The sequence below is a fragment of the Methylomonas sp. LWB genome (assembly GCF_001856095.1).
GTDB lineage: Bacteria > Pseudomonadota > Gammaproteobacteria > Methylococcales > Methylomonadaceae > Methylomonas > Methylomonas koyamae_A.
This window is the reverse complement of the sequence record NZ_MKMC01000029.1, coordinates 1-21,480: the sequence shown is the minus strand read 5'-3', so window position 1 is coordinate 21,480 and position 21,480 is coordinate 1. Positions and strand designations below refer to the sequence as shown.

Below are 21,480 nucleotides of genomic sequence, written 5' to 3'. Positions count from 1 at the left end.
GAACAGGATGCGCGGTTCCAAGGCCCAGGCACGTAGCGGTGCCGCCTTGGAACGATGGCGAGTCCCGGCGGGGCGAATACGCTGGAATAGTTTCATGGTCTTGCTCCCCAAAATCGACGGTCAATCAAACGGATTTCGCCAGCGGCCGGGCGGCGGCCGGTTGCGCGGAAACAACGTGGGCGCGACTGCCGCGGCCGTCGCGCCAGAACGCCATATCGGAGTATTGCTCGAACAGATCCGGCGGCAGAATGGTCGCCCGGTTCTCCAAGGTCACTCGAGGTCGAATGCTGTGCAGGCCGGACAGGCCCAAATTGTTGTCGAAGGCCGGCGCGTCGTACTGCAGATTCGCGAAATCGTGCGGATACGCGGGCTCGTCGAGAAAATCGTAAATCAACGGCATCACCTTCTCGGGCGCCCGAGCCAGCAAATCGTAGTCGACGACCAGCAGCGAAGCGGCCTGCTCGCCGTAAAACGCTTCCTTCAGCGCCGACCAGGCAAAACCGACCAGGCGATTGCGCTGCGCCAAGGTTTCCACCCGGCTATACACGGTATTGCGCTCGATGTCGTCGGCGAACAAGCGGCTGTTTTCATAGGGGCTGGCCCGGTACAGCCGTTCCAGACTGTCCATGACCCAGGCCACGTTGCGGACGCAGGCAATGATCTTGGCGTCCGGGAACAAATCCAGCAGTGCCGGCAGGCGGCCGCACCAAGCCCGGTTGGTATCGAACACCACATCCTTGCCGGTCTCCTCGGCGTAATAACTGTCGAACAAACCGCGCAGCAGGCGGCGGCGTTGCTCGGTGGTCACGACCGGCCCCCACTCGCTACCGGCGCTGACCTGATCGAGCAAACCCGAAAAAAATGCGCCGACCGGACTGGTCATACCGGCTTGAAAGCGCGGATTCTGTTTCAGAATAGCGGCCAGCAGCGTCGAACCGGAGCGCGGCAGGCCGGAAATAAAGTGGTAACGATGACTCATTGCGAACCCAGCGCCAAGGCGCGGGCCGTCGCGTCGACAACCCGCGGCATATCGATATTTTTCATCAGCACAGTGTCGGTAACAAGTTCGCGAACGGGTAATGGGTTCGAAAAATAGTCGCAGACCGCGACCTTGTCAACCGCGCGGCGCATTCAAGCCGAACATCGGTATCGGATCTCACAGTAGCCTAGCTTTTCCGTTAGGAACGATTATGCTTAATGTCGCTTACGCTTTACAAAACTTCGGCGTTCGCCCGGAGAACAAGCTTGGCGGCTTTTTCCCGGCTATTTTTCGCAAACACCCCAGGAGGTCCATCATGGCTGATCCATTTTTAGGCGAAATCCACATCTTCGGTTTTGCATATGCCCCGCAAGATTGGGCGTTCTGCAACGGCCAGCAAATGGCGATACAACAACAAAATGCACTGTACGCGCTGCTTGGGACAAGATTCGGCGGCGATGGCCGTAGCTTCTTCAATTTACCCAATCTGCAAGGCCGGGCGCCGATTCATTTCGGCGCCAATCCGCTGCCCGCTTCGCAACCTTACCAGATGGCGCAAACCGGCGGCACCTCTGGCGCCACGGTCCAAACCCAAACCGCGTTTAGTTTGACCACCGCCAATTTGCCGTCTCATACCCACGCCGCCGATCTATCGCTAGCCGGCGTCAACGCCGCCACGGCCGTCAAGGTCTCCACCGGCGCCGGCGGCGGCGTTAATCCCGATGCCAACGCCACGCTGACTAACGCCCCAAACGGCCAGACCTCGGCCGCGGTGTTTCTACCGGCCGCCACGCCGCAAACCAACCCGATCACGCTGGGCGGAGTGACGACCACGTTGAGCGGCAACGGCACGGTCACGGTCGGTAATACCGGCGCCGGCGCCCCGGTCAGCGCACCGCTGAACTTCAGCGTCCCGGCCGCGATGTCGCCCTATCTGGCGCTGAACTTCTGCATCGCGCTCAACGGCATTTTCCCGATGCAGCAATGAGTACCGCGAATCCTGATCCAAAAAATGCACCGATCGCCGACTTGAGTAGCGGGCATTTCCTGCCCTATCTCGGCCAAACCTGTCTGTTGGAAAGCGGCGCGGTGACGATCGCCACGGTCCTGGCGCGTGTCGACGAAAAACCCGGCGCCCGCTCGCCGAGCGGCGACCGGGACAGCCGCATGCCGTTCGCGCTGCTACTGAAAGGCGACGCCGATTGTCCGTATCTGGACGGTGTGTTTACGATGCGCATCGCCCAAGCGTTCGAGGTTCCCGGCATTTACCTGAGCCGGGTCTTGAACGCCGGCCCGCAACCGGCGGCGTTGTTTCAAGCGGTGTTTAACTGACATGAGCGCGCATACCTACCGACGCGAACGGCGAAAAAGCTCGGTTCAACCCCAGCGGCGACGGCGATGGCGCTAGCGCCATCGCCGTCCGGCTTGAATCTGAGGCCGCAACGCGACAATGACGCGACCTTTCTAGCCGGCCTGTACCACAGCTTGCGCGACGACTTGCGCCTGCTCGACGCCGAGCGCGATTTCGTCGAGGAACTGATCGAAATGCAGTTTCGCGCCCAGCGCGAAGGCTACGGTCAACAATTTCCGAATGCGATGTATTTCATCATCGAAATACATAGCCAAGCTGTCGGCCGGGTCGCCGTCGATTTCGGCCACAACGAAGTGCGTTTGATCGATTTAGCCTTGCTGCCGGCCGCCCGAAATCGCGGCCACGGTCGGGCGGTGATTCGCGCCTTACAGCAGGCGGCCGGACAGGCCCATGCGCCGTTGACGTTGGTCGCCGCGCTGGACAACCCCGGCGCCTTGGCGTTTTACGCCAAGCTGGGCTTCGGGCTGGCTAGAACCAGCGACAGCCACGCCTTGCTGGTTTGGTATCCGGGCGGCGCTTGACTCGCGACCGGGCTAGTGGCGGTTTTGATTGCGCCAGTTATCGACGATGCCTTCCACGTCTAGATCGTCCGGGCCTTCCCGCCAAGCGGTGAAGTAATCGACGTCGTTGCTCTTGGGTTCGGGATTGGGCCGGTAGATTTGCACCCGGGTCGGCAGCGGCGCGGCCTCGCCTAGCACCAGGGCCTCGCCGCGCCCCAACGAACTCAAAATATCGGCCAGATCGCCCTCGGCTTCCGGCACTAGGCCGCGAATGTATTGCTGATCGTCCGGATTGGTGGTGCGTAAACAGATATACGAACTGCATTGCGCCAGCATGGTTTCCGATAATTCGGTCGGCCGTTGGCTGACCACGCCGATCGACACCCCGTATTTGCGGCCTTCCTTGGCGATACGCTCCATCATTTTGCGGGTGCCTTCGAACTGACTGCTTTTTTCACGCGGGATGTAGGCGTGAGCTTCCTCGCAAATCAACGTGATCGGGAATTCGCGGCGGCGCGGATTCCAGTAATTGAACTCATACGCCAGCCGGCCGACTTGCGCCGACACAGCCGGCCGCACGTCGGTCGGCACCGAACTGAGATCGACGACGGTGATATTGGCCTTCTTACGGCCCAGACCGACGAACTCGCGCAGCAATTCGGCCATGCTGTCCGAGGTGTTGCGCTTTTTCGGTTTCAATAAAAAGTCGTAGCGCACGTCGTTGAAGCGGCTTTGCATCCGCACCAAAAATTCGTCGAACTGGCCGAACAAGGCGCCCTTGGTCTTGCCGAAGTCCTTGCGTTCCTCGTTGGCGGCCTTGAACTGCATGTACAGCTCGGCCAGCGAAAAGAAAATCGGCGTGTCGATGGATACCACCCCCATGCCGACATTCTTGGCTTCCTTACGCTTGAGCTGCTGCAAAATCTCGCGCATGAAGGCCATTTGAATCGACGAACCGGGATCGTCGCGGTCGATGAACAAATCCACCAGCTCGGCGTAAGTCATCATCCAATACGGCATTTCCAATTCCATCGCGTCGACGTAATTGACGCGCTCGCTGGGGAAGGCCGACTCGATGCGGCCGTCCGGCGTCTTCCAGCAATATTCGCCGTGCAGGTCCAGCATGATCAAATGGGTCTTCGGCATCGCCGCGATCGTGTGTTGGATCAGACTGGTCACGGTCCACGATTTGCCGGAACCGGACTGGCCGACGATCGCGAAATGCCGGCCGAACAAGGCGCGCGGATCGAGGCTGAGATGGTAATCCTTGTGACTGGCGAGCTGGCCGATGAAAAATTGGTAGTCGCGGAACTTGGAAAAAATCGCGTTGATCTCGGCCAAGCCCACCGCATACACCGCCGCGCCGGGCGTCGGATAATGGCGCACGCCGCGGATGAACACATTGCTTTCGTTCAGTTCGCCGACCGGAATCAACGCGATAAAGCGGTCGGTGGCGCGGTTGCCGGCCTGATCGAAGCGGTCGCGCTCCCACATCTTGAAGACCAACGCCAGCACCCCGATATGCGATTGGCGAATCACCACGTAGGAACCCAAATGGCCGGCCAGAATCTCTTCATCGCCCAGCCGGATGATCGGCGCCGCGGTGGCGTGCTCTTCGACGATGCGGGCGTCCATGCCGTCGGCGCGCACCTCGGTCAAATAGGCGATCAGGATGTTGTCGGTGGTGTCACTCATGGCAATCTCGGCTGCGGAACAAGCTGGGCTAAGCTTAGCCGAAAATTTTCCGCCGACGCCGCCGGCTCTGTCGGCGATACGCCAAACCGGATCGACATTGCCGACAATGCCGGAACCGACCGACGGCCGGAAACGCCGGGGCTCGCGGATTCCCGGCGCTTCGGCGCCGAACGGCGCCGGGCGCGGATATTGCTTGACCTATAGTAGGTATGCTTAACTCGGCCCCATTGCCGACCGGCAAATCCGGTCCGCCATTCGGAGTTTTAAAGGCCGGGGTCGGTAGACGGCAAGCGCTCAGCGATCTGTTCCCCGCTTTGAGAAAGAGGGGGGTAGTTCTTGTCAGATTGGAAGAAAGACCGTCATACCCGCCGGGAAGCGGGTATCCAGTGCCATGGATGGCGAGCTTCGAACCCTCCATGGCGGCTAGACTCGCTCCGCGCGCTAACGGGTCCGGCAATCCATGCCGGAATGACAGCCTTCGGTAAGGGGAAGCCTGAAATCTAACCAAATTGAATTAAGTGAGGGGCAGAATGAGCGGAGATAAAAACCAATGCGTTACCTTGTGATTCCCCCTCACCGCGCCCCCTCTCCCGCGAGGAGAGGGGGCTTTTCCGACACCCTCCAAACGGGGAAACCGGAATTAAGGCCGCTGGAGAAGCCCAGCCAAATAGTGACAGGCCGGGGGGAATACTCCGCAGGCAGCACGCTGAAATGGGCTTAAACCCTGCATCAACCACTTCGATGAGGTCAACATGAAAATCGGCATACCCAAGGAAATCAAACCCAACGAAAACCGGGTCGCGCTGGTGCCGTCCGGCGCGGCCGCACTGGTAAGCGCCGGCCACCAGGTCGTGATCGAGACCGGCGCCGGCGCCGGCGCCGGCTTTGCCGACGAACTCTATGTCGCGGCCGGCGCCGAACTGGCCCCGGCCGCCGCGCCGGTGTGGGACAGCGCCGACCTGGTCGTCAAGGTCAAGGAGCCGATTGAGCCGGAATGGTCGCTGTTACGTCCTGACCTGACCGTGTTTACCTACTTTCACTTCGCCGCCAACCGCCGCTTGACCGAAGCGCATCTGGCCTCCGGCGCCACCTGCATCGCCTACGAAACCGTGCAATTGCCGCATGGCGAGTTGCCGCTATTGACCCCGATGTCGGAAGTCGCCGGCCGCTTGGCGGTGCAGGAAGGCGCGCATTATCTGGAAAAGCTCTACGGCGGGCGCGGCGTGCTGCTGGGCGGCGTGCCGGGCGTGGCGCCAGCCAAGGTCGTCATCCTCGGCGGCGGTGTGGTCGGCACCCATGCCGCCAAAATGGCCGCCGGCCTGGGCGCGCAAGTCACGATATTGGACCTGTCGCTGGACCGCCTGCGCCACCTCGCCGACATTCTGCCGCCCAACGTGCAACTGCTGTATTCCAGCCGCCACGCGATTCTGGAACACATCGCCCAAGCCGACCTGGTCATCGGCGGCGTACTGGTCACCGGTGCCGCCGCGCCCAAACTGATCCGCCGCGAAGACCTGGCGACGATGCAGCCCGGCGCGGTCATCGTCGACGTCGCGGTCGATCAAGGCGGCTGCGTGGAAACCACCCACCCCACTACTCACGCCGATCCGGTCTATCTGGTGGACGGCATCGTTCATTACGCGGTCGCCAACATGCCGGGCGGCGTGCCGCGCACCTCGACGCTGGCCTTGACCAACGCCACCCTCCCCTACGTGCTGCAACTGGCCAACAAGGGTTGGCAAACCGCGTTGCGCGACAATCCGGCCTTGCTGAAAGGCCTGAACGTCGTCGCCGGCCACGTTACCTACCCCGGCATCGCCGACGCTTTCGGCATGGCGTGTTTGCCGCAAGAACAGTTTTTACAGTGACAGTCATGTTGGGAGCGGCGCCTTCGTCGCGACCAGGACGCCGCTCCCACCGACTGCAAGCCATCGCTTGGGACGATACGGCGGTTTCATGATCGTCGCTAGGTAAGTCGTTGGGCGCGGAACGGAACCTACCCGGCTTCGACTCCGCTCAGCCGGCGTTCGCTGCCTGCGCCGGCGTCAAGCCGAAGCGACCGACTTCACCTTGCCGCTGGACATCCCGCGCCGCTTCGGTAGACTGCCGGCTCTGACCGAGCAGGAGGACAGCAGATGCAGGCAAGCGACACAGTAACGGAGAATCCACTCGCGGCGACGGTCTGGCAAACCAGCGCCGACCAAACCTGGCTATTCGAACGGCAATTCGAAACCCTGGCCTTCCAGAGCGAAGGCGACGACATCGAGCAGCCGACCATCACCGTCAACCCGGAACAACAACGCCAAACCATCGAAGGTTTCGGCTACACGCTAACCGGCGGCAGTGCCCTGCTGATCAGCCGGCTACCGGCCGCCGTCCGGCAAGCCTTGCTGGAAGAACTGTTTTTGCCGGACGGCGACGGCATCGGCGTCAGCTTTCTGCGCCTGAGCATCGGCGCGTCGGACTTGAGCGAGCGCAGCTACTCCTACGACGATCTGGCCGACGGCGAAACCGATTTCGAACTGGCCCGATTCGATCTACAGGCCGGCGACCGCGAAGTCGTGCCCTTGCTGCAAGACATTCTGGCCTTGAATCCGGCCATCAAAATCATCGCCACGCCCTGGTCCGCGCCGCGCTGGATGAAAACCAACGCCGCCTGGGTCGGCGGCAGCCTCAAACCGGAATGCCAACCGGTCTACGCCGCCTACTTCGTCAAATACCTGTTGGCGATGCGGGCGCGCGGCATCGCCATCCACGCCGTCACCCCGCAAAACGAACCGCAAAATTACAAAAACGACCCCAGCATGGTCATGAGCGCCGAGGAACAGGCCGACTTCGTCAGGCTGCATCTGGGGCCGGCCCTGGCCAAGGCCGGTCTGGCCGAGGTCGAGGTATTTTGCTGGGACCATAATTGCGACGTCCCCGAATACCCGTTGACCGTGTTGGCCGACGACCAGGCCCGCGCCTATTTCAGCGGCTCGGCCTGGCATTTGTACGGCGGCGACATCGCGGTGCTGTCGCAAATCCACGCCGCCTACCCGGACAAAAAACTATATTTCACCGAACAATGGGTAGGCTCGGACGGCCAATTCGGCGGCGACTTGCTCTGGCACGTCAAAAACGTGCTGATCGGCGCCACCCGCCACTGGGCTAGCGTCGTGCTGGAATGGAATCTGGCCTCCGACCCGCACTGCCGGCCGCACACCGCCGGCGGCGAAGCCCGCTGCGTCGGCGCGCTGACGATAGACGGCGACCAGATCACCCGCAATGTCGCTTACTACATCATCGCCCACGCCGCCAAATGGGTCCGCCCCGGCTCGCTGCGCCTGGAAACCGCCGCCGACGCGCTGCCCAACGTCGCCTTCCTGACTCCGGACGACCGCATCGTGTTGATCGTCCTAAACGACACCGCCGAGACCCGCGACTTCCGGATTCGCTACCGCGACCTCAACGCCGCCGCCAGCCTGGCGGCCGGGACCGTGGCGACCTATGTTTGGCGGGCGTAAAGTCGCAAAGTGGCCTGTTCGAAGCCGTCACCGAGCGACGCCGATCGCTACGCGCTACTCAAAATTGACGGCCGAGGGCTTTAGCCGCGAACGACTACATTGCAAACACGGATTTCCTTCAAAAACCGACTATTTGCATTCTAGGCTTGAAAATTAGCGCTAACCCAAGTTTTAAATCACTCCGCATTGAGCAAACCTGGTTGGATTATTAGTGTTTCCAGTGAGCGGCTATGTGCAAATTTGCTAGGGAGTTATGCTCGTTACCGGCCATTAGCCGACCATCATCGAGCCTTGGTTTCAGTGACCGCATTGGAATGGAAAGCCGCCTAACCCGGCCAGTCGGGGTAACTATCCAATGTCGACATTTAGGACATTTTTTTGCCCAGGCGACTGGCCGGTATTCGGTGAGCAAATTAACACTATCGTTGCGTCACGAGGTTCCCAAGCACTCTTTGGAACTTATTAGCATGATGAAAGCCTTCCATAGCAGTAAGTCCATAATCAAATTTACGCAGATTGACGACGGCTCAATCCAACTAGGCTGGCAATTGCAGAGCCAAATAGCCATAACGCACCCGGAACCGGTACTGCAGCAACATCACCAGAAATAACGGCCCATGCCTCGTATTTATCAGTCTGGAAATATCTGCCTTGCCGACCGTTCCCGAAATTCACCCACCATGCATATACAGGGTTTGACAAATCCGGTGAACCTGACCAATAAGCATAAGCTTGGAGATTTTGAACCAGTCCTACGTTATTTTGCAGATACGGCGCTGAGCTACTGTAAGTTCCATTACCAAATATCCCAAAGTCGGAAGTAAAGTTGCCGTTGACATCAAAAGCAGGTTTCAAACCCAAATTGACGTAATACATATAACTGAGTTCCGAATACGGGCTATCTATGCTGAAACCGTTATCCGAACTACCGTTAGTCGCATAGGTTAGATTGTAGTTGGTCGCGCTACCGTCGATCGGCTTGATCGCTGGTAGTCGCCATTGATTGTAACCAAGGTAGTTTGCAGAGTTCATTGCAGAAATCCAATCTTGGGCAGTTGTCCAAGACATGGTGCCATTGGCATTAATGCCGGATACGCCGAAAGTATTGGTTGCGGCAAGATTGGCATTTTGCAGCCAGGTTACATCTAAAACCGTGTCATATAACAGCCCATTTCCACGGTCTATCAGCGCAGCATTGGCGGAGGAAAAAAACGCGCCAAAAACCAGTGCCATGGCTACTGATTTCGTTGATTGTTTAAATGTCATATTGTCAAGACTCCCAAAATTTACAATAGAAAAAGCCTTCCGAGGCCTTTTTCCTTGATGAGCGCGCTAAATTAGGCTGATTTACGTCGACCGAAACCGATCAAACCCGAAATTGCAGTACCGAATAACCAAACAGCACCGGGTATGGGGACTGGTGCTGTTGATGCGGTGAACACATAATTTCGGGTGGTCGGCGATTGGCTCATGCACGCGGCATTATCCGGACAGACGCCACCCAAGCCGATCAAGTAATACCCGGCTTTTAATCCGTACAAATCCAGAGTAGAACCATCCACCGAACTGGCGGCACCGCCATTTAAGTAAGGTGATGTCGTGTTCCACGCGCCGCCATTAGCGACTAAATCACCGTCCGAATTGGTAAAGGTCAAACCGTTCTGCGCGTACCCAACCCAACCGTTATGACCGGAAATAATGTTACCTGGCGACGCTAACTTATCGTTAGTGTGTACGCCACCATCGTTAGGGCCGCGTACCTGATTATATTTATGAAAACCGCTGCCGTTGACGATGGGGTTTGATCCGCTGGTCCAAATCGAAAAGCCGCCATAGCTTAAAGGGTCGGTGAAACCAGCGGTGAGTTTGAACTCGACGTTTAAGCGATTGCCTGCGGCGATATCGGACGCGCTACCAACCTGAATTGTGAACCAATCAGCCGTGTGTACCCAACCGAGGTTAAAGCTAGTACCGTAATCCGACCAAGATCTCAGAGGGGTTGAGTCGGTCTGGGTAATCGTCGTCCCCGTAAAAACGCCCAAATTTGTTGAACCGAATGCAAATGATTCAGCAGATACTGCCGACAATGCAGCAACACCTAAAATACTAACAATCGCTCTATCCAATTTTGTTTTCATAAAAACTCCTTGTGCTCTTTCCAAATACCAAATTAGAAACAGGCATTATTTACGGCGCAAACCTAATAAACCCAAAAGCCCAGTGCCAAATAGCCATACCGCACCGGGCACTGGAACAGCGGCAATATTGCCTTGATGTACCGCCCAAGCGAAGTATTGATTGGTTTTTGGATTCGTCGCCTGGCCGCCGCCACTCATATTGCCAATGAAGGCAGTGGTTGCATCGTATTCACTGGACCAATAAGGTTTGGTCATCAAGTCGTGCACTAAACCTATAACCGGGACATTGAAATTGGCGGGATACGTGCCGTTTCCATATGGCCCATCGTGATACGTAAAATTGCCAGAGGTATCGACCACGCCAATCAGACCCAAGTTGACATAAAGCATATACATCAACATCGAGTTCTGACTGGTAATGTTAAAACCGTTATCGGTACTGCCATCAAATGCTCTGGTCATGTTGTAGCTGACTCCATTCACAGGTAGGGCGGAAGCCAACTGCCAACCGCCATAATCGACATTTCGCACGGAATCGTGATACACAAGGTTAGTTGCCCAGGTGTTTGCCGCATCCCAGGTCATTCGACCCGTCGTCGTATCAACACCGGTTGCAGAATATCCCGTGGTGTGTGCGTAATTGGCGTCCTGCAGCCATGTCACATCCAGGACGTTGTCGTACAATAAACCACCCCCCATATCTACTAAGGCAGCCTCCGCTGAGAATGAAAGCCCTCCAAAAACGAGTGCGGCGGCGATTGACTGTGCCGAGTTTTTAAATTTCATATTTTCTATACCCCAAACAATTAGCAAAATTAGACTTAAGTTGTCTTAAGTGGTGAGGCAGAAAATATGCCAAAATCAAATGACGCCCTAAAACCTTACAGTATCATGGATAATTCCTTGAACTGGGCTGGGCTGAGCTGGAAGGACTGCGTGAAATCACTTAAATCTATCGAAATTTAGGTGATATGACCTGTATTGCACCAAATACTAATATTGGGTTTTTTCATGACCGGGCGGATAAGCGAAGCGTCATCCGCCGATAAAACCGTCAAGCATCCGCTTCGCCCAATTCCAACAAGGCCAAGAGCGTAGACAGCCGCAAAGCCATCCGCACGCCGTCGGTGCCGAAACATCCAAGTGACTGATGGCTTGAAGGGCATCAATGTTATGCTTAGCCAACATGTTGGGGTTCGTTACCTCAACCCACGGCCCTTTATATTTTGATCGTCCGGTTAAGTGCTTTTAGCAGATGTAAGGTGGCCAAATTTGCCCACCATTGCAACCCGCGTGGGTACACGCTCTTGTTTTACTCAAAATGGAACCTTCAGTGTCTTGACTGGCTCACCCGGCCTGCCGTAGTCGAGAATATCCATTCGAAACCAATTGGGTTTGATCCCGCGAATGTTTTTGGTGGGGTTCAGGCCGATAAAGTCCTGATCAATGAAGCTAGGGCTTCCGTACGCGACAAGCATGTCACCTACGGAAAACTGATCAATGAATTTTTGATCTGAAAGATTTCCAACTCCCCAAAACACCGCGAACTTTCCCTCTCCCCTAGGAGGGTGTCGTAAAAGCCCCTCTCCTTGCGGGAGAGGGTTCTGTTTCGACTTTTACGACACCGTCTTGATGGGGAAATAATTCCGGGCTTGCATGACCTTCATTGCCGGTGCCGCCGATAAATCGCACCGTTCCCATCGAAACCCGCCGCAGTGCGGTTTGAGCAGTCAGGTGTCCGCGTTCGATCGGCAGCGGTGTCGTCGCGACAGGCTATGTTGCCGTTGATACCGGCAGCGTTCTTATCTCAACACGCAGTGTCGCCAATTAAACATCCAGGGTTCCGCGACGAAGGTGTAGACCTTCACGCTGAACACGCGGTCTTCTAATATGGACAGTGGGCGCCGCTTGTTTAACACGCAAGCGCCACTGTTGATCGGACACGCGCCGCTGTTTGGCAGAGACGGCTGCCTGTTAATCAGCGACGGCTCGATGTTTAATCGAGATCGTCGCCTGTTCATCGGCGGATGTCCGGTGTCGAGTTGCGGAGCGCCGCTGTTAAACACGCGTCACTCGGTGTTTGCATTAGAAGCTTGCCTGTTGATCAGGCGTCGCTCGATGTTCTCGGTCCGTGTCCGCAATGGATTGTTCGGTGTTGTAATGGTAACTCGTCGAGTGATAAAGACCCTGAACAGCTTCGATTCGCCCCAACCGCGAAGGATCGAGCAAGAATCCGCCAGATCGGTGGCAACCTTCTGGCTCGGCAACCTGTAGCTCCGGGTCCGTCGCGCCGACGCTCGCCTCGCCAAGCGCCGCGATCGACAAGTTACGGTGCCGGTAAGGTTCGTCGAAGTTTTGGTGGATAGCGTTGGCGCTCCGACGGAGCAACGGCGTGGGCGCAATGAGCGAGATCGACCCATTGTTGTCAGATGAGGTGTAAATTGCGGTGACAGAAATGGGTTCCTAAGTTGCCATTCAGTATATTGGTGCGGTTAGCTTGCGAATTGCACAATTCGAAGTTAAGATTCCGGGGTAGCTAATCGGATCTACGCGGGCTTACAGGGGGTTGTAGAGATTGAACCAATCTAAGAACCCATACAGGTAATTACTCAATCAAAATGGAGATTAAATGAGACTGACCTTAGTATATTATATTTTCATCGCATTTACATTATCGGCTTGCGCGATTACCCCAAAATTAGAAAATTTAGCAAAGGAACGGCCAAATTTGGTTGGATTTTCTCAAAATACTATTGTCGAACGCTATGGAAAGCCAGATTCGACACATACAAGCTATATGGGAGCAAATAAAATTGATGTTTGGACCTATAATCATTTGGAATATAAAGTTCTTGCAAACACGGTTAGTCAAATAATGATAACCTTTATGGATGGCAGAGTGAGTAGCGTTTCTTATTCAGATCCTTATCGATATCGTAGGTGAGTTTTAATGCCTTGAGTGTGTTATATAGTTAGTGGATTGAAACAGCTGTGCTGTTGATTTAAATATTTTCGCCCTAAATTTTATAATTAGGTAACCTGCCTAAGAAATAAATAAGTCTTTAACAGGCTGTTGATTTTTGCAAAAATCAAATTTTCCATCACTAGATATAGCGGTCTACATCTATGATTTGTACTGTATATAGTACCTGGCTAACGGATAAGTTCATTTTTTCAACAACCTGTTAACAGGTTGGTGAAAAACTATTTTTTGCAATCAATATAGCACTATATTTAGCGCTGCAAGGTTAGATTTGGCACTAAGTAAAAAATTCTTTCAGTTAAATTTATTGTCTAGTGCATGGTTTTTCACTAATCTGTTAATGATAGTGAAAGTAAGGCAATAAATTTTACATTTCTCCAATTCAATTATAAAAAGCAATTCTATTTTATAAGTACTTTTCGTACATACTATAAGTCGTTATAAATGAATTATTTTTGTCGCTATTGAGTTAATTATCTATCAGATCTTTTGCTGTTTTAAAGCATAATATTTTTTTAACTTAAGTAATGCCTTAGGGATATAATAATTGGAAATAGTTAATATTGTAACAATATTTTTAAGCTCTAGTGTTTTAGCAGCACTAGTAACTGTTTTTTTTACCAGAAAATCGCATCAAGAAACGATTGCACTTAAATACATAACTGAAGAAAGAGCCAAATGGAGGGAGAAGATAAAGGAAACGATGTGCTTATTGAGTGAAGCAGTGAATTTGCCAAAATTAAATGGAGAACGTCTAAATAAAACAAGGATGACATCAACTTATTTAAAGCTTAGTCTGAATCCAGACCCCAATCATATCTTAGATAAGCAAATATTAACGTGCATAACCGAACTATGCTCCGAGCCAAATTATGAACGTTTCACCGTTTTGGAAACGAAAATTTCGCTTTTGCTTAAACATGATTGGGAAAGGGCAAAAAATGAAGCCAGATCACCAATTTCTAACCTTTTGTTGTTCGCATCAGTTATGGGTTTTATTTGGTGCATTTTTTATCTTATAATTAGAAAAACCTCAATTTATTCATTGATTCAAAATTTTCATTACTTTTCAGGAGCATATTCAGAGGTTGCTTTTTCTATCATTTTCATAGTAATTGCTATCTGGCTACTTATATTTTTAGTTAACAAAATTAGAGAATATAATCTGGATCGAAAAATAAAGATTCTAAACAAGTTATTGAATTAGTTAAAACGCTAAATACGACAACATAGATCAACGTATTCCTCATATCTTAAAATATTATTTTGATTTTTTTCTTCAAAGATTATGGCACATTAACTACAACCTGTCGTTCAAGTACCCGTGTAGTAAGTTTTTGTGTAACTTCTTTATCATCTATTACCAAAGTCAAAAATATACCGTTCTCACCTAATGGGAAAACTTTATTATTCCAACTACCGTGCCTTCCTGAAACATATTCAACAAGATTATTTGGGTATATTTCCTTTAAAAAAGTACTTTTTGAAAAAAGGATATCCGGCGATTTTGGATTGTTTCTTTCAGCATAAAGAACACCTTCAAACATAAAACCACCAGAGGTTTGGCCGTTATGAATATAAAGTGTTTTGTTCCAGTTTAACTCGATATTTTTATCAGATTTATTTTTTATTTCTAAAACAAAAGAATTACAAATTCCATCAGCACTGCAGTTCGGTATTAGTTTTGTGTCAAAATACTGGTTAGCTCCTTCGATTGTGACTGGTTCGGCTTCAAGTATGTATTGAATTTCACGTTTAAAAGCAATTTTCAGATTATCAAGTGATGATGCTATTATTTTAAAATCAACCCCTTTGCTTTCCAAGGCACTTCTCATGGCTGCTTGTGCATCGGCAAGCTTTGATTTATCTTCATTTGTAGTTAACTCTGAACCATAAATTGATAGCGTCATGGATTGTACTAATAAATTCAATACTGATTCATCTGCTCCATTTTTCAATAGCACTGTTGCTTGTTTTGAAAGATCAGTCGATTTATCCAGCATCCATGTTGCTGTCCTTTCATAACGATTCAAAGGAAGAATACTTTCCCATCTATCGATACTGACTGGTGAAATAGCGCTCTTCAATGTACTGTTTGGCTGTGCTTGTGAATAGTACTTATATTTATTTTGACTATAGTCATTTGCAGCATATTGTGAATTGATATGTTGCTTAGAACATCCAAATCCAAACAACAGCAAGAACAATACTTTTTTTGAAATCATTTTTTTATGTTGCAATGTAAGCATTTAATAATTATACGGAAATAATGATCAATATATCACTGAATACAATTACTGTTCATTATTTGGTTAGCTAAAAACAATATTTCAGAATTTAATCAATATCTAGTAGTCAGTTATGTTTTGCCTGCACTAAATATAATTTCTCTTAAGACTGAAAAATAGTTTTGCACTAACCTGTTAGAATCAAAAAACCTGAATAACTTCACGGTTTATATTTTTTAAATTTTCTGAAGAACATTAAGCATCTCCACTAGGTTAACAAATAACCGCTGAATCCATAGTGGCTGAAGTTGTAAAGTTTTCAAAAATACACTCTCTTATCTCTTTTGCTTTCTAGCTTTTATTAAACATTTCTGATTCATGCGGGTAAGCAGAAATATCTGCAGATTGCCCCCTAAAAAACATGTAGCTATAGTTTGCGATTTTAAACTCACAAAGTCTATTCATAAATCGACCTTGTTTGACAGCTTTATGGCTAGCAACTGCCCATTTGATGAAATAATTGAATGTCGCTTATTGGCCGATCACAGACATTCAAAATCTGGCGGGGTTTGAATTGTAACCCGTGGCGGCTTTGCGATCGGAACGACTGGCGGTTTTAATCGGAATACGTTGTTACTGTTCGAGAGAACGGCGCAAATCCTTGATGAGACGGTAGAGGTGCAATGAATCTGTCGGTGAGGGGGCAAAACCAAACCGCTCGTAGAACCGTTTTGCGGGGGAGTCCTTGGCGTGAACCGCAAAAGCACGAATACCGCCAATGTCGGCAGCCTGCAACGTGCGCAGCATCGCGTCTTTTAACAGGCCTGAACCAATCTTACGGCCTTGCCAGGCGGTGCTCACGGCCAGCCGCGCTAACAACATGACCGGCACAGGGTGACGGGCTAAGCCTTTGGTCAAGCGCTCCGGCGCATCGTTAAAAGCGACTTCGCCCACAACCAGGCTGTAGAAGCCAATGACGTCCTGGTCATGTAGACCGACATACGTTTGCGAAGCGTTGGCTTGCTGGTTGCCGAGGGCATAGCGAATCAGAAAGCGGTCAAGCTCCTCGTGCCCACAGGTAAAGCGATCAACGGGATGATCGCGCCGTAGCTTCTCAATCCGAAACCCCGTCATTCGGTCGTCGGCAGATCAAAGGGGCTCGGCTCGCGAAGCAAGCGTTGAATCTGGGGTACAAGTTGTGGCGGCGCATCGAGCGCGGACATAAATTTTTCCCATTGCTCGGCATTGAGTTCAAAGCGTTGTCGCTCGGTAAGCGTTTCGGCGGCGCGTGCCAAGGCACTCGCCAATACAAACTGACTGACCGAGCAATGGGCTGCCTGGGCTGCCGCGCTCAAGGTCTGCTTGGCTTCGGGCGATAATCGCAGGTCAAGTTTGGTGGTGCGAGTCGATTGAATAGCCATAATGCCTCCTATACACAGAGGAGAGCAGTATAGCCGTCAGACGTTGTCATGACAATTATATCCAAAGTGGATTCACGAGGTCTGAAAACGCCGGATGTTCGTCGGTGACGAACGGCCCTTCTTATCGCTGATAAACCGCATTATCCAACCTTCGCTGAAACCAGTCCATGCCATTATTTGCCATCCAACTCTGCTTTAAATAAAGCAGCGCGAACACCACTACCGATTCGACGTCCGCCTCTGAAATTGCGATCGCTAAAATTGAATTCCGCCGAGAGGCAAAATTGCGCTTTGCGTTAAGCGGTTACAAGCGTTGTCGGTTTTCGGTAAATACCACGACCTCCGGCGATGGCCGGCGCGCCTCGGCGTTCAGCAACGCGGCGATGGCGGAGACGATGCCGTTCAGGTCGTCGGCCTTGAACACGCCGCTGATGCGTTGGCTGGCCAGTCCGGGCGAGGCCAGTTGGATGCGGACTGGATGGTAGCGCTCGATTTCGGCGGCCACCTGGGCCAAGCTTTGGTCGCGCCAGATGATTTCGCCGCGCCGCCAGGCTTGACGGGCTTCAATGTCGATGGCGATCGGTGCGGATTGGCGCCCGGATGCGCTATAGGCCAGTTGCTCGCCGCTGCGCAGCGAGGAGGTGGCGAGCGCTTGGGCATCCGCGCCGGAGCGGACTTCCACTTCGCCTTCGAACACGCTGACCGTGGTGGATTCCGGACCTCGATACACTGCGAATTGGGTGCCGATGTCGCGAGTTTCGCCGCCGTCGGCCTTGACCACGAAAGGTCGCCAGGGTTGGTGGGCGACTTGCGCGAACAGTTCGCCGCGTTCGAGTTCCAACTCGCGCCGGCCTTTGCCGTATCGAACCGTGACGTCGGTCGCGGTGTTCAATTCCAACAAACTGCCGTCGGCCAAGGTCACGCTGAGCCGTTCGCCGATGTCGGTATGGTAGTGTTGATAGTGCTCGCCGAAATAAGGGCTTCGCCAGAGAAGGCCAACCGCCAACAGCAGCGCCGCCGCGATACCGACAGGATAAAAACGGTTGGCGGCGGCGCGGCGGACGGGTTTACGGCTCAGCGGACCTGCATAGACCGACTGCAACGGACTCATGGCTTGCCACAGCGTTTCCAGGGTTTGATATTCGTGGCGGTGGTGCGGATCGGCGGCTAGCCAGCGCTGGAATTCCAGCCGGTCCGCCGCGCAGCAACCCGGCGAACGCAGTCGGGCAAACCAAACGCTGGCGGCCTCGGCTGGCGATGGCGCGCTGGGGTGGTCAGACATTGCCGGCCGCCGTCGAGTCATTGCGCGTCGCTAAAATGCCGTGGCGATTCATGTCATGGTTCCAGCAAGCCGGCATCTTGCAGGTACTGCCGACAAGTCAGCAGGCCGGCGCTGACGTGCTTTTCCACCATAGCGACCGAAATGCCAAGGATGTCGGCAATTTGCGGGTAGGTGTGATTATGAAAGCGATGCAGTACGAAGGCTTCGCGCCGGCGCGGCGGCATGGCGTCGATTGCGGCGCGGATCACGGCTTGAGTTTGCGACAGGCTTAATTGTTGTTCGGGATTGTGGTCCCGGCTGGTTTGCTCCTCGAGTGCCGCGTCGCCGTCGTGTTTGGCGTCGTGCCAGTCCCGGCGGTTCAGTACGTTGACGGCTAATTGGCCGGCGATATGAAACAGCAGGGCCTTGGGGCTTTGGATGTCTTGAGCGGGGATGATCTTCAACAGGCGCCGATAGGCTTCCTGGGCCACGTCGGCGGCATCCTGCGGACAATCCAGGCGCCGCCGCAACATGGCCTGCAAATCCTTCTGGTGGGTTTCTATCAGGCACTGAACCCTGTGCCTTGCCAAGTCGTTCATGGGTTGGGATGGATGCGGCTAGTGAATGCGTGAATTCTCGACGCATGGTACACCGCAAATTGTCGCCGCGCCAACGAGATACGCCGATTCGCAATCGATGTCCGCGGTGCTGTTGTTTGCTAGCTGCCGGCATACTATGGCGCAGAACGCCCGCCGTCTTCCAAGGGCGGGACCAACGTGGCGTTCCGTTTTGCTAGGTCTAATATTGAATGCTGATTGATCCCATAAAAAATCGTGGTTGACCGAAGGTTGGAAACATGATGCTTGGACTGTCAAAACCGGCGCCGGTGAAATAATATTTATCCAATAAGTTATTCACATTCAACTGAGCACTGACTTTGGTTTTTCCAACCTTGATACTGTAGGCCGCCAGCAAATCAACGGTTGCATAGCCAGGGATCGTAAATTGCGGCGCGAGACAGCACGTCAATTGACTGCTTTGCAGATTAACTCCGCCACCCAATTTGAAGCCTTTCAGTGTGTCGCTCTGAAATTCATAAGTACTGAAAAGGCTGGCGGTATTGCGCGGTACGCCCCAATAGCGAGTCCCGACCGGATACAAGCCCAAAAATGCTTCATTTTCCGGATTGGTTTTGCTGATAGTGGTGTCCGTATACGAGTAAGTGGCTATCGCACTCCAGCCCGGCAAGATTTCGCCTTGAATATCCAGTTCTGGACCTCGGTTGTGCACTTCACCAACTGCAAGTTGGCAGGGTCCGCCACCACATATATGCGACACATTCGGATCGGTTGAAGCGAGATTTGTTTTGGTTAAGTCGTAATACGCCAAAGTTGCACGCAAACGACCGTCGAAGAACTCGGTTTTTACGCCTCCTTCATATTGAGTAGCACTGGTTGGGTCAATTGTTTTACTGATACCTGGACTGACATAAGCTCTGCCGGAGTTGGCGCCAAAACCTTCAACATAGTTGGCGTAAAGGCTGAGCCAACTTTGCGGTTGCCACAGGATCCCGACGCGCGGTGTCACCGCATCTTGGGTCGTTGGATCTTGTGAAGTCACCGTGCCGGTGTAGTTTTGCGATGACTGCTTTTGATGGAGGCTGTCGTAAAAGCTAGCCCACACGAGATACGATAAAATATCCGCACGCCAACCCGCCGGAAATCAGTCGTGACAGCCGAATCGATCAGTAGACCCGTCAAAACCTTGTGTAGCAGCCGGCAATCTTCGCTATTCGATGACGTCGTGATTGAAGAGGTGCCCGAGTCTATCGCCCCATCCGCCTCTGGAAAGCCCTACATCCGTTTCGAAGCCCCCGATCCACGCGGATTGTCGATCAATGGCAAGCCGTTGCGCGAACATCTGCAACAGACCGGCTTAACCACGCCGCTGAAATTGCGTCCTCTGTTGGAATCGTTGTCCTTCGCGGACTTTGAAGTCCGTTACCAGCCCGGCGGGCGTCCGCCGTATGCGCCGCGGGCGATGGTCGGCATCATTCTGTATGGGATTTTGCAAGGCTTGAGCAGTTTGCGCGATCTGGAGCGCTTGGCCCGGTCCGACGTGGGTTGCTGGTGGTTGAGCGGCGGCATCATGCCGGATCATTCGGTCATCGGCCGGTTTGTGCGTCAACACGAAACCCTGTTGACGACCGAGTTTTTCGATGGCGTGACCCGTCAGGTCTTGAAAGTCACCGGCTCCGGGACGACCACGCTGGCCGGCGACGGCACTATCATCGAAGCCATGTCCTCGCGGTTTCAATTGATGCGGGAAGAAGCGCTCCAGCAAGCCTTGGTCCAAGCACAGGAAACGGTACGGGCCCATCCAAGCGATACCGCCGCTGCGCAGCGATTGAACGTGCTGGAACAGGCGCAAGTCGAGCTCACGGCGCGTCAGCAAAAACAGGCCGCCAAGGGCAAGGACCCCGCCAAGACTCAAGTGCAAAGCAACGAACCGGAGGCGGTGTTGCAACCGCAAAAGAATTCCAAGGACTTCCGTGGCAGTTACAAGCCAACGGTATTGGCCAACGATAGCCGGGTCATCGTCGCTTGCGACGTGCATCCCTCCAGCGAAACCGAAGTCATCCCGGCCTTATTGGATCGCGCCCAAGCCCTGGGCCTGGTCGAAACCGCCCTGTTCGACTCTGGTTTTTTCAGCGACGGCATCCTGGACGCGACCGAGCAACGCGGCATCGAACTGCTCTGTCCAGAAGGCCAAAGCCTAGGCGAAGACTGGAACAAACAATCGGACAAACAAATCCCCAAAAGCCGCTTCATCTATCAAACCGACGATGATAGCTATCTGTGCCCGAACCAACAACGGCTGACCCCGCATCACACCTGCAACGGCGGCAAACGCGGCCGGGCTTATACCGTCTACACCTGTGACGCCTGTAACGATTGCCCGCTGAAAAGCCAATGTATCCGTGGCAAGGGCGGTCGCACACTCAAGCGCTATGCCAGCGATGACCAAAAAGACGCCCTGCGCCGGAAAATGACCCAGCCCGAACCGCGCCAGCGCTACCGGCAGCGCCAAGCGATGGTGGAACCCGTTTTTAGTCAGCTCCGGGGCCGGCAGGGTTTAAACCGCTTTCGCCGCAAGGGCTTGGCCGGCGTCAAAGTCGAGTTCGCCTTGCATGCCATGGCATACAACCTGGGTCGCGCCTTGGCTGTTGCCATTTTTAGCGTTCTATATCAATGGCTGCGCTGGATGGCGGGCTGGTTTGCGCGCATATTGCATTTTTGGCATTTGCCCGCAACCCACCACGGATCTCGGCTGGTCCAGGAAAATAGGGCCGGTTTTTGAGGGTTGGAACGAAAAACTGGGGTTTTACGACGGCCTC

The 21,480-nt window shown here is 53.4% G+C and carries 21 protein-coding genes; 10 read left to right on the top strand and 11 right to left on the bottom strand.

The window, feature by feature from the left end:
• Positions 1-124: 124 nt before the first annotated feature.
• The gene (locus BJL95_RS13585) at positions 125-979 is read right to left on the bottom strand and encodes a sulfotransferase (protein ID WP_071158673.1); all 855 of its coding nucleotides are present in this window, start codon (positions 977-979) and stop codon (positions 125-127) included.
• A 316-nt stretch (positions 980-1,295) separates the two neighbouring features.
• Here BJL95_RS13585 and BJL95_RS13580 point away from each other — a divergent pair, with 316 nt between their 5' ends.
• The 3 genes from BJL95_RS13580 to BJL95_RS13570 all read left to right on the top strand — a co-directional run bounded on the left by BJL95_RS13580 (position 1,296) and on the right by BJL95_RS13570 (position 2,872).
• Positions 1,296-1,967, top strand: a complete 672-nt coding sequence (locus BJL95_RS13580) for a phage tail protein (RefSeq protein ID WP_071158671.1) — start codon at positions 1,296-1,298, stop codon at positions 1,965-1,967.
• Entirely contained in the window at positions 1,964-2,311 is a 348-nt protein-coding gene (locus BJL95_RS13575; RefSeq protein ID WP_064028201.1) for a hypothetical protein, read from the top strand. Before BJL95_RS13580 ends, BJL95_RS13575 begins: the two co-directional genes overlap by 4 nt.
• A gap of 66 nt (positions 2,312-2,377) precedes the next feature.
• Positions 2,378-2,872 carry a GNAT family N-acetyltransferase gene (locus BJL95_RS13570; RefSeq protein WP_071158669.1) on the top strand — a complete coding sequence of 165 codons (495 nt, stop codon included), beginning with the start codon at positions 2,378-2,380 and terminating at the stop codon, positions 2,870-2,872.
• 12 nt (positions 2,873-2,884) lie between these two features.
• On the opposite strand, the gene BJL95_RS13565 is transcribed toward BJL95_RS13570, so the two are convergent.
• Entirely contained in the window at positions 2,885-4,546 is a 1,662-nt protein-coding gene (locus tag BJL95_RS13565) for an ATP-binding protein (RefSeq protein WP_071158667.1), read from the bottom strand.
• A 752-nt stretch (positions 4,547-5,298) separates the two neighbouring features.
• Here BJL95_RS13565 and ald point away from each other — a divergent pair.
• Positions 5,299-6,414, top strand: a complete 1,116-nt coding sequence (gene ald, locus BJL95_RS13555) for an alanine dehydrogenase (protein ID WP_071158663.1) — start codon at positions 5,299-5,301, stop codon at positions 6,412-6,414.
• Between the two features lie 267 nt (positions 6,415-6,681).
• A complete protein-coding gene (locus BJL95_RS13550; RefSeq protein ID WP_071158661.1) occupies positions 6,682-8,052 on the top strand; it encodes a glycoside hydrolase family 30 beta sandwich domain-containing protein in 1,371 nt (456 codons plus the stop codon).
• A 507-nt stretch (positions 8,053-8,559) separates the two neighbouring features.
• Here the strand turns inward: BJL95_RS13550 and BJL95_RS13545 are convergent.
• The 3 genes from BJL95_RS13545 to BJL95_RS13535 all read right to left on the bottom strand — a co-directional run bounded on the left by BJL95_RS13545 (position 8,560) and on the right by BJL95_RS13535 (position 10,976).
• Positions 8,560-9,318 (bottom strand): DUF1566 domain-containing protein, encoded by a 759-nt coding sequence (locus tag BJL95_RS13545; RefSeq protein WP_083386027.1) that lies wholly within the window; start codon positions 9,316-9,318, stop codon positions 8,560-8,562.
• Between the two features lie 71 nt (positions 9,319-9,389).
• Positions 9,390-10,190 (bottom strand): hypothetical protein, encoded by an 801-nt coding sequence (locus BJL95_RS25175; protein WP_064028187.1) that lies wholly within the window; start codon positions 10,188-10,190, stop codon positions 9,390-9,392.
• A gap of 45 nt (positions 10,191-10,235) precedes the next feature.
• A complete protein-coding gene (locus BJL95_RS13535) occupies positions 10,236-10,976 on the bottom strand; it encodes a PEP-CTERM sorting domain-containing protein (protein WP_071158657.1) in 741 nt (246 codons plus the stop codon).
• Positions 10,977-11,452: 476 nt separating this feature from the next.
• Here BJL95_RS13535 and BJL95_RS24735 point away from each other — a divergent pair, with 476 nt between their 5' ends.
• From BJL95_RS24735 to BJL95_RS23995, 4 genes are all read left to right on the top strand, one after another.
• On the top strand, positions 11,453-11,707 hold the full coding sequence (locus BJL95_RS24735; RefSeq protein ID WP_139306271.1) for a hypothetical protein: 255 nt from the start codon (positions 11,453-11,455) through the stop codon (positions 11,705-11,707).
• Positions 11,708-12,098: 391 nt separating this feature from the next.
• Positions 12,099-12,464 (top strand): hypothetical protein, encoded by a 366-nt coding sequence (locus tag BJL95_RS13525; protein WP_139306140.1) that lies wholly within the window; start codon positions 12,099-12,101, stop codon positions 12,462-12,464.
• 355 nt (positions 12,465-12,819) lie between these two features.
• Positions 12,820-13,134, top strand: a complete 315-nt coding sequence (locus tag BJL95_RS24730) for a hypothetical protein (protein ID WP_139306139.1) — start codon at positions 12,820-12,822, stop codon at positions 13,132-13,134.
• A 586-nt stretch (positions 13,135-13,720) separates the two neighbouring features.
• Positions 13,721-14,380 (top strand): hypothetical protein, encoded by a 660-nt coding sequence (locus BJL95_RS23995; RefSeq protein ID WP_083385669.1) that lies wholly within the window; start codon positions 13,721-13,723, stop codon positions 14,378-14,380.
• Between the two features lie 79 nt (positions 14,381-14,459).
• On the opposite strand, the gene BJL95_RS24725 is transcribed toward BJL95_RS23995, so the two are convergent.
• The 6 genes from BJL95_RS24725 to BJL95_RS23990 all read right to left on the bottom strand — a co-directional run bounded on the left by BJL95_RS24725 (position 14,460) and on the right by BJL95_RS23990 (position 19,766).
• Positions 14,460-15,422 carry a hypothetical protein gene (locus BJL95_RS24725; RefSeq protein ID WP_139306138.1) on the bottom strand — a complete coding sequence of 321 codons (963 nt, stop codon included), beginning with the start codon at positions 15,420-15,422 and terminating at the stop codon, positions 14,460-14,462.
• 612 nt (positions 15,423-16,034) lie between these two features.
• Positions 16,035-16,535 (bottom strand): GNAT family N-acetyltransferase, encoded by a 501-nt coding sequence (locus BJL95_RS13515; protein WP_071155997.1) that lies wholly within the window; start codon positions 16,533-16,535, stop codon positions 16,035-16,037.
• Positions 16,532-16,822 (bottom strand): DUF1778 domain-containing protein, encoded by a 291-nt coding sequence (locus BJL95_RS13510; protein WP_071155995.1) that lies wholly within the window; start codon positions 16,820-16,822, stop codon positions 16,532-16,534. The genes BJL95_RS13515 and BJL95_RS13510 overlap by 4 nt, the downstream gene beginning before the upstream one ends.
• Positions 16,823-17,126: 304 nt before the next feature.
• A complete protein-coding gene (locus BJL95_RS13505; protein ID WP_071155993.1) occupies positions 17,127-18,104 on the bottom strand; it encodes a FecR domain-containing protein in 978 nt (325 codons plus the stop codon).
• Between the two features lie 53 nt (positions 18,105-18,157).
• On the bottom strand, positions 18,158-18,682 hold the full coding sequence (locus tag BJL95_RS13500; RefSeq protein ID WP_083385665.1) for an RNA polymerase sigma factor: 525 nt from the start codon (positions 18,680-18,682) through the stop codon (positions 18,158-18,160).
• Positions 18,683-18,881: 199 nt separating this feature from the next.
• The gene (locus BJL95_RS23990) at positions 18,882-19,766 is read right to left on the bottom strand and encodes a TonB-dependent siderophore receptor (protein ID WP_254786689.1); all 885 of its coding nucleotides are present in this window, start codon (positions 19,764-19,766) and stop codon (positions 18,882-18,884) included.
• Positions 19,767-19,811: 45 nt separating this feature from the next.
• Between BJL95_RS23990 and BJL95_RS13490 the strand changes: the two genes are divergently transcribed.
• Positions 19,812-21,443 (top strand): IS1182 family transposase, encoded by a 1,632-nt coding sequence (locus BJL95_RS13490; RefSeq protein ID WP_175463649.1) that lies wholly within the window; start codon positions 19,812-19,814, stop codon positions 21,441-21,443.
• Positions 21,444-21,480 lie beyond the last annotated feature (37 nt).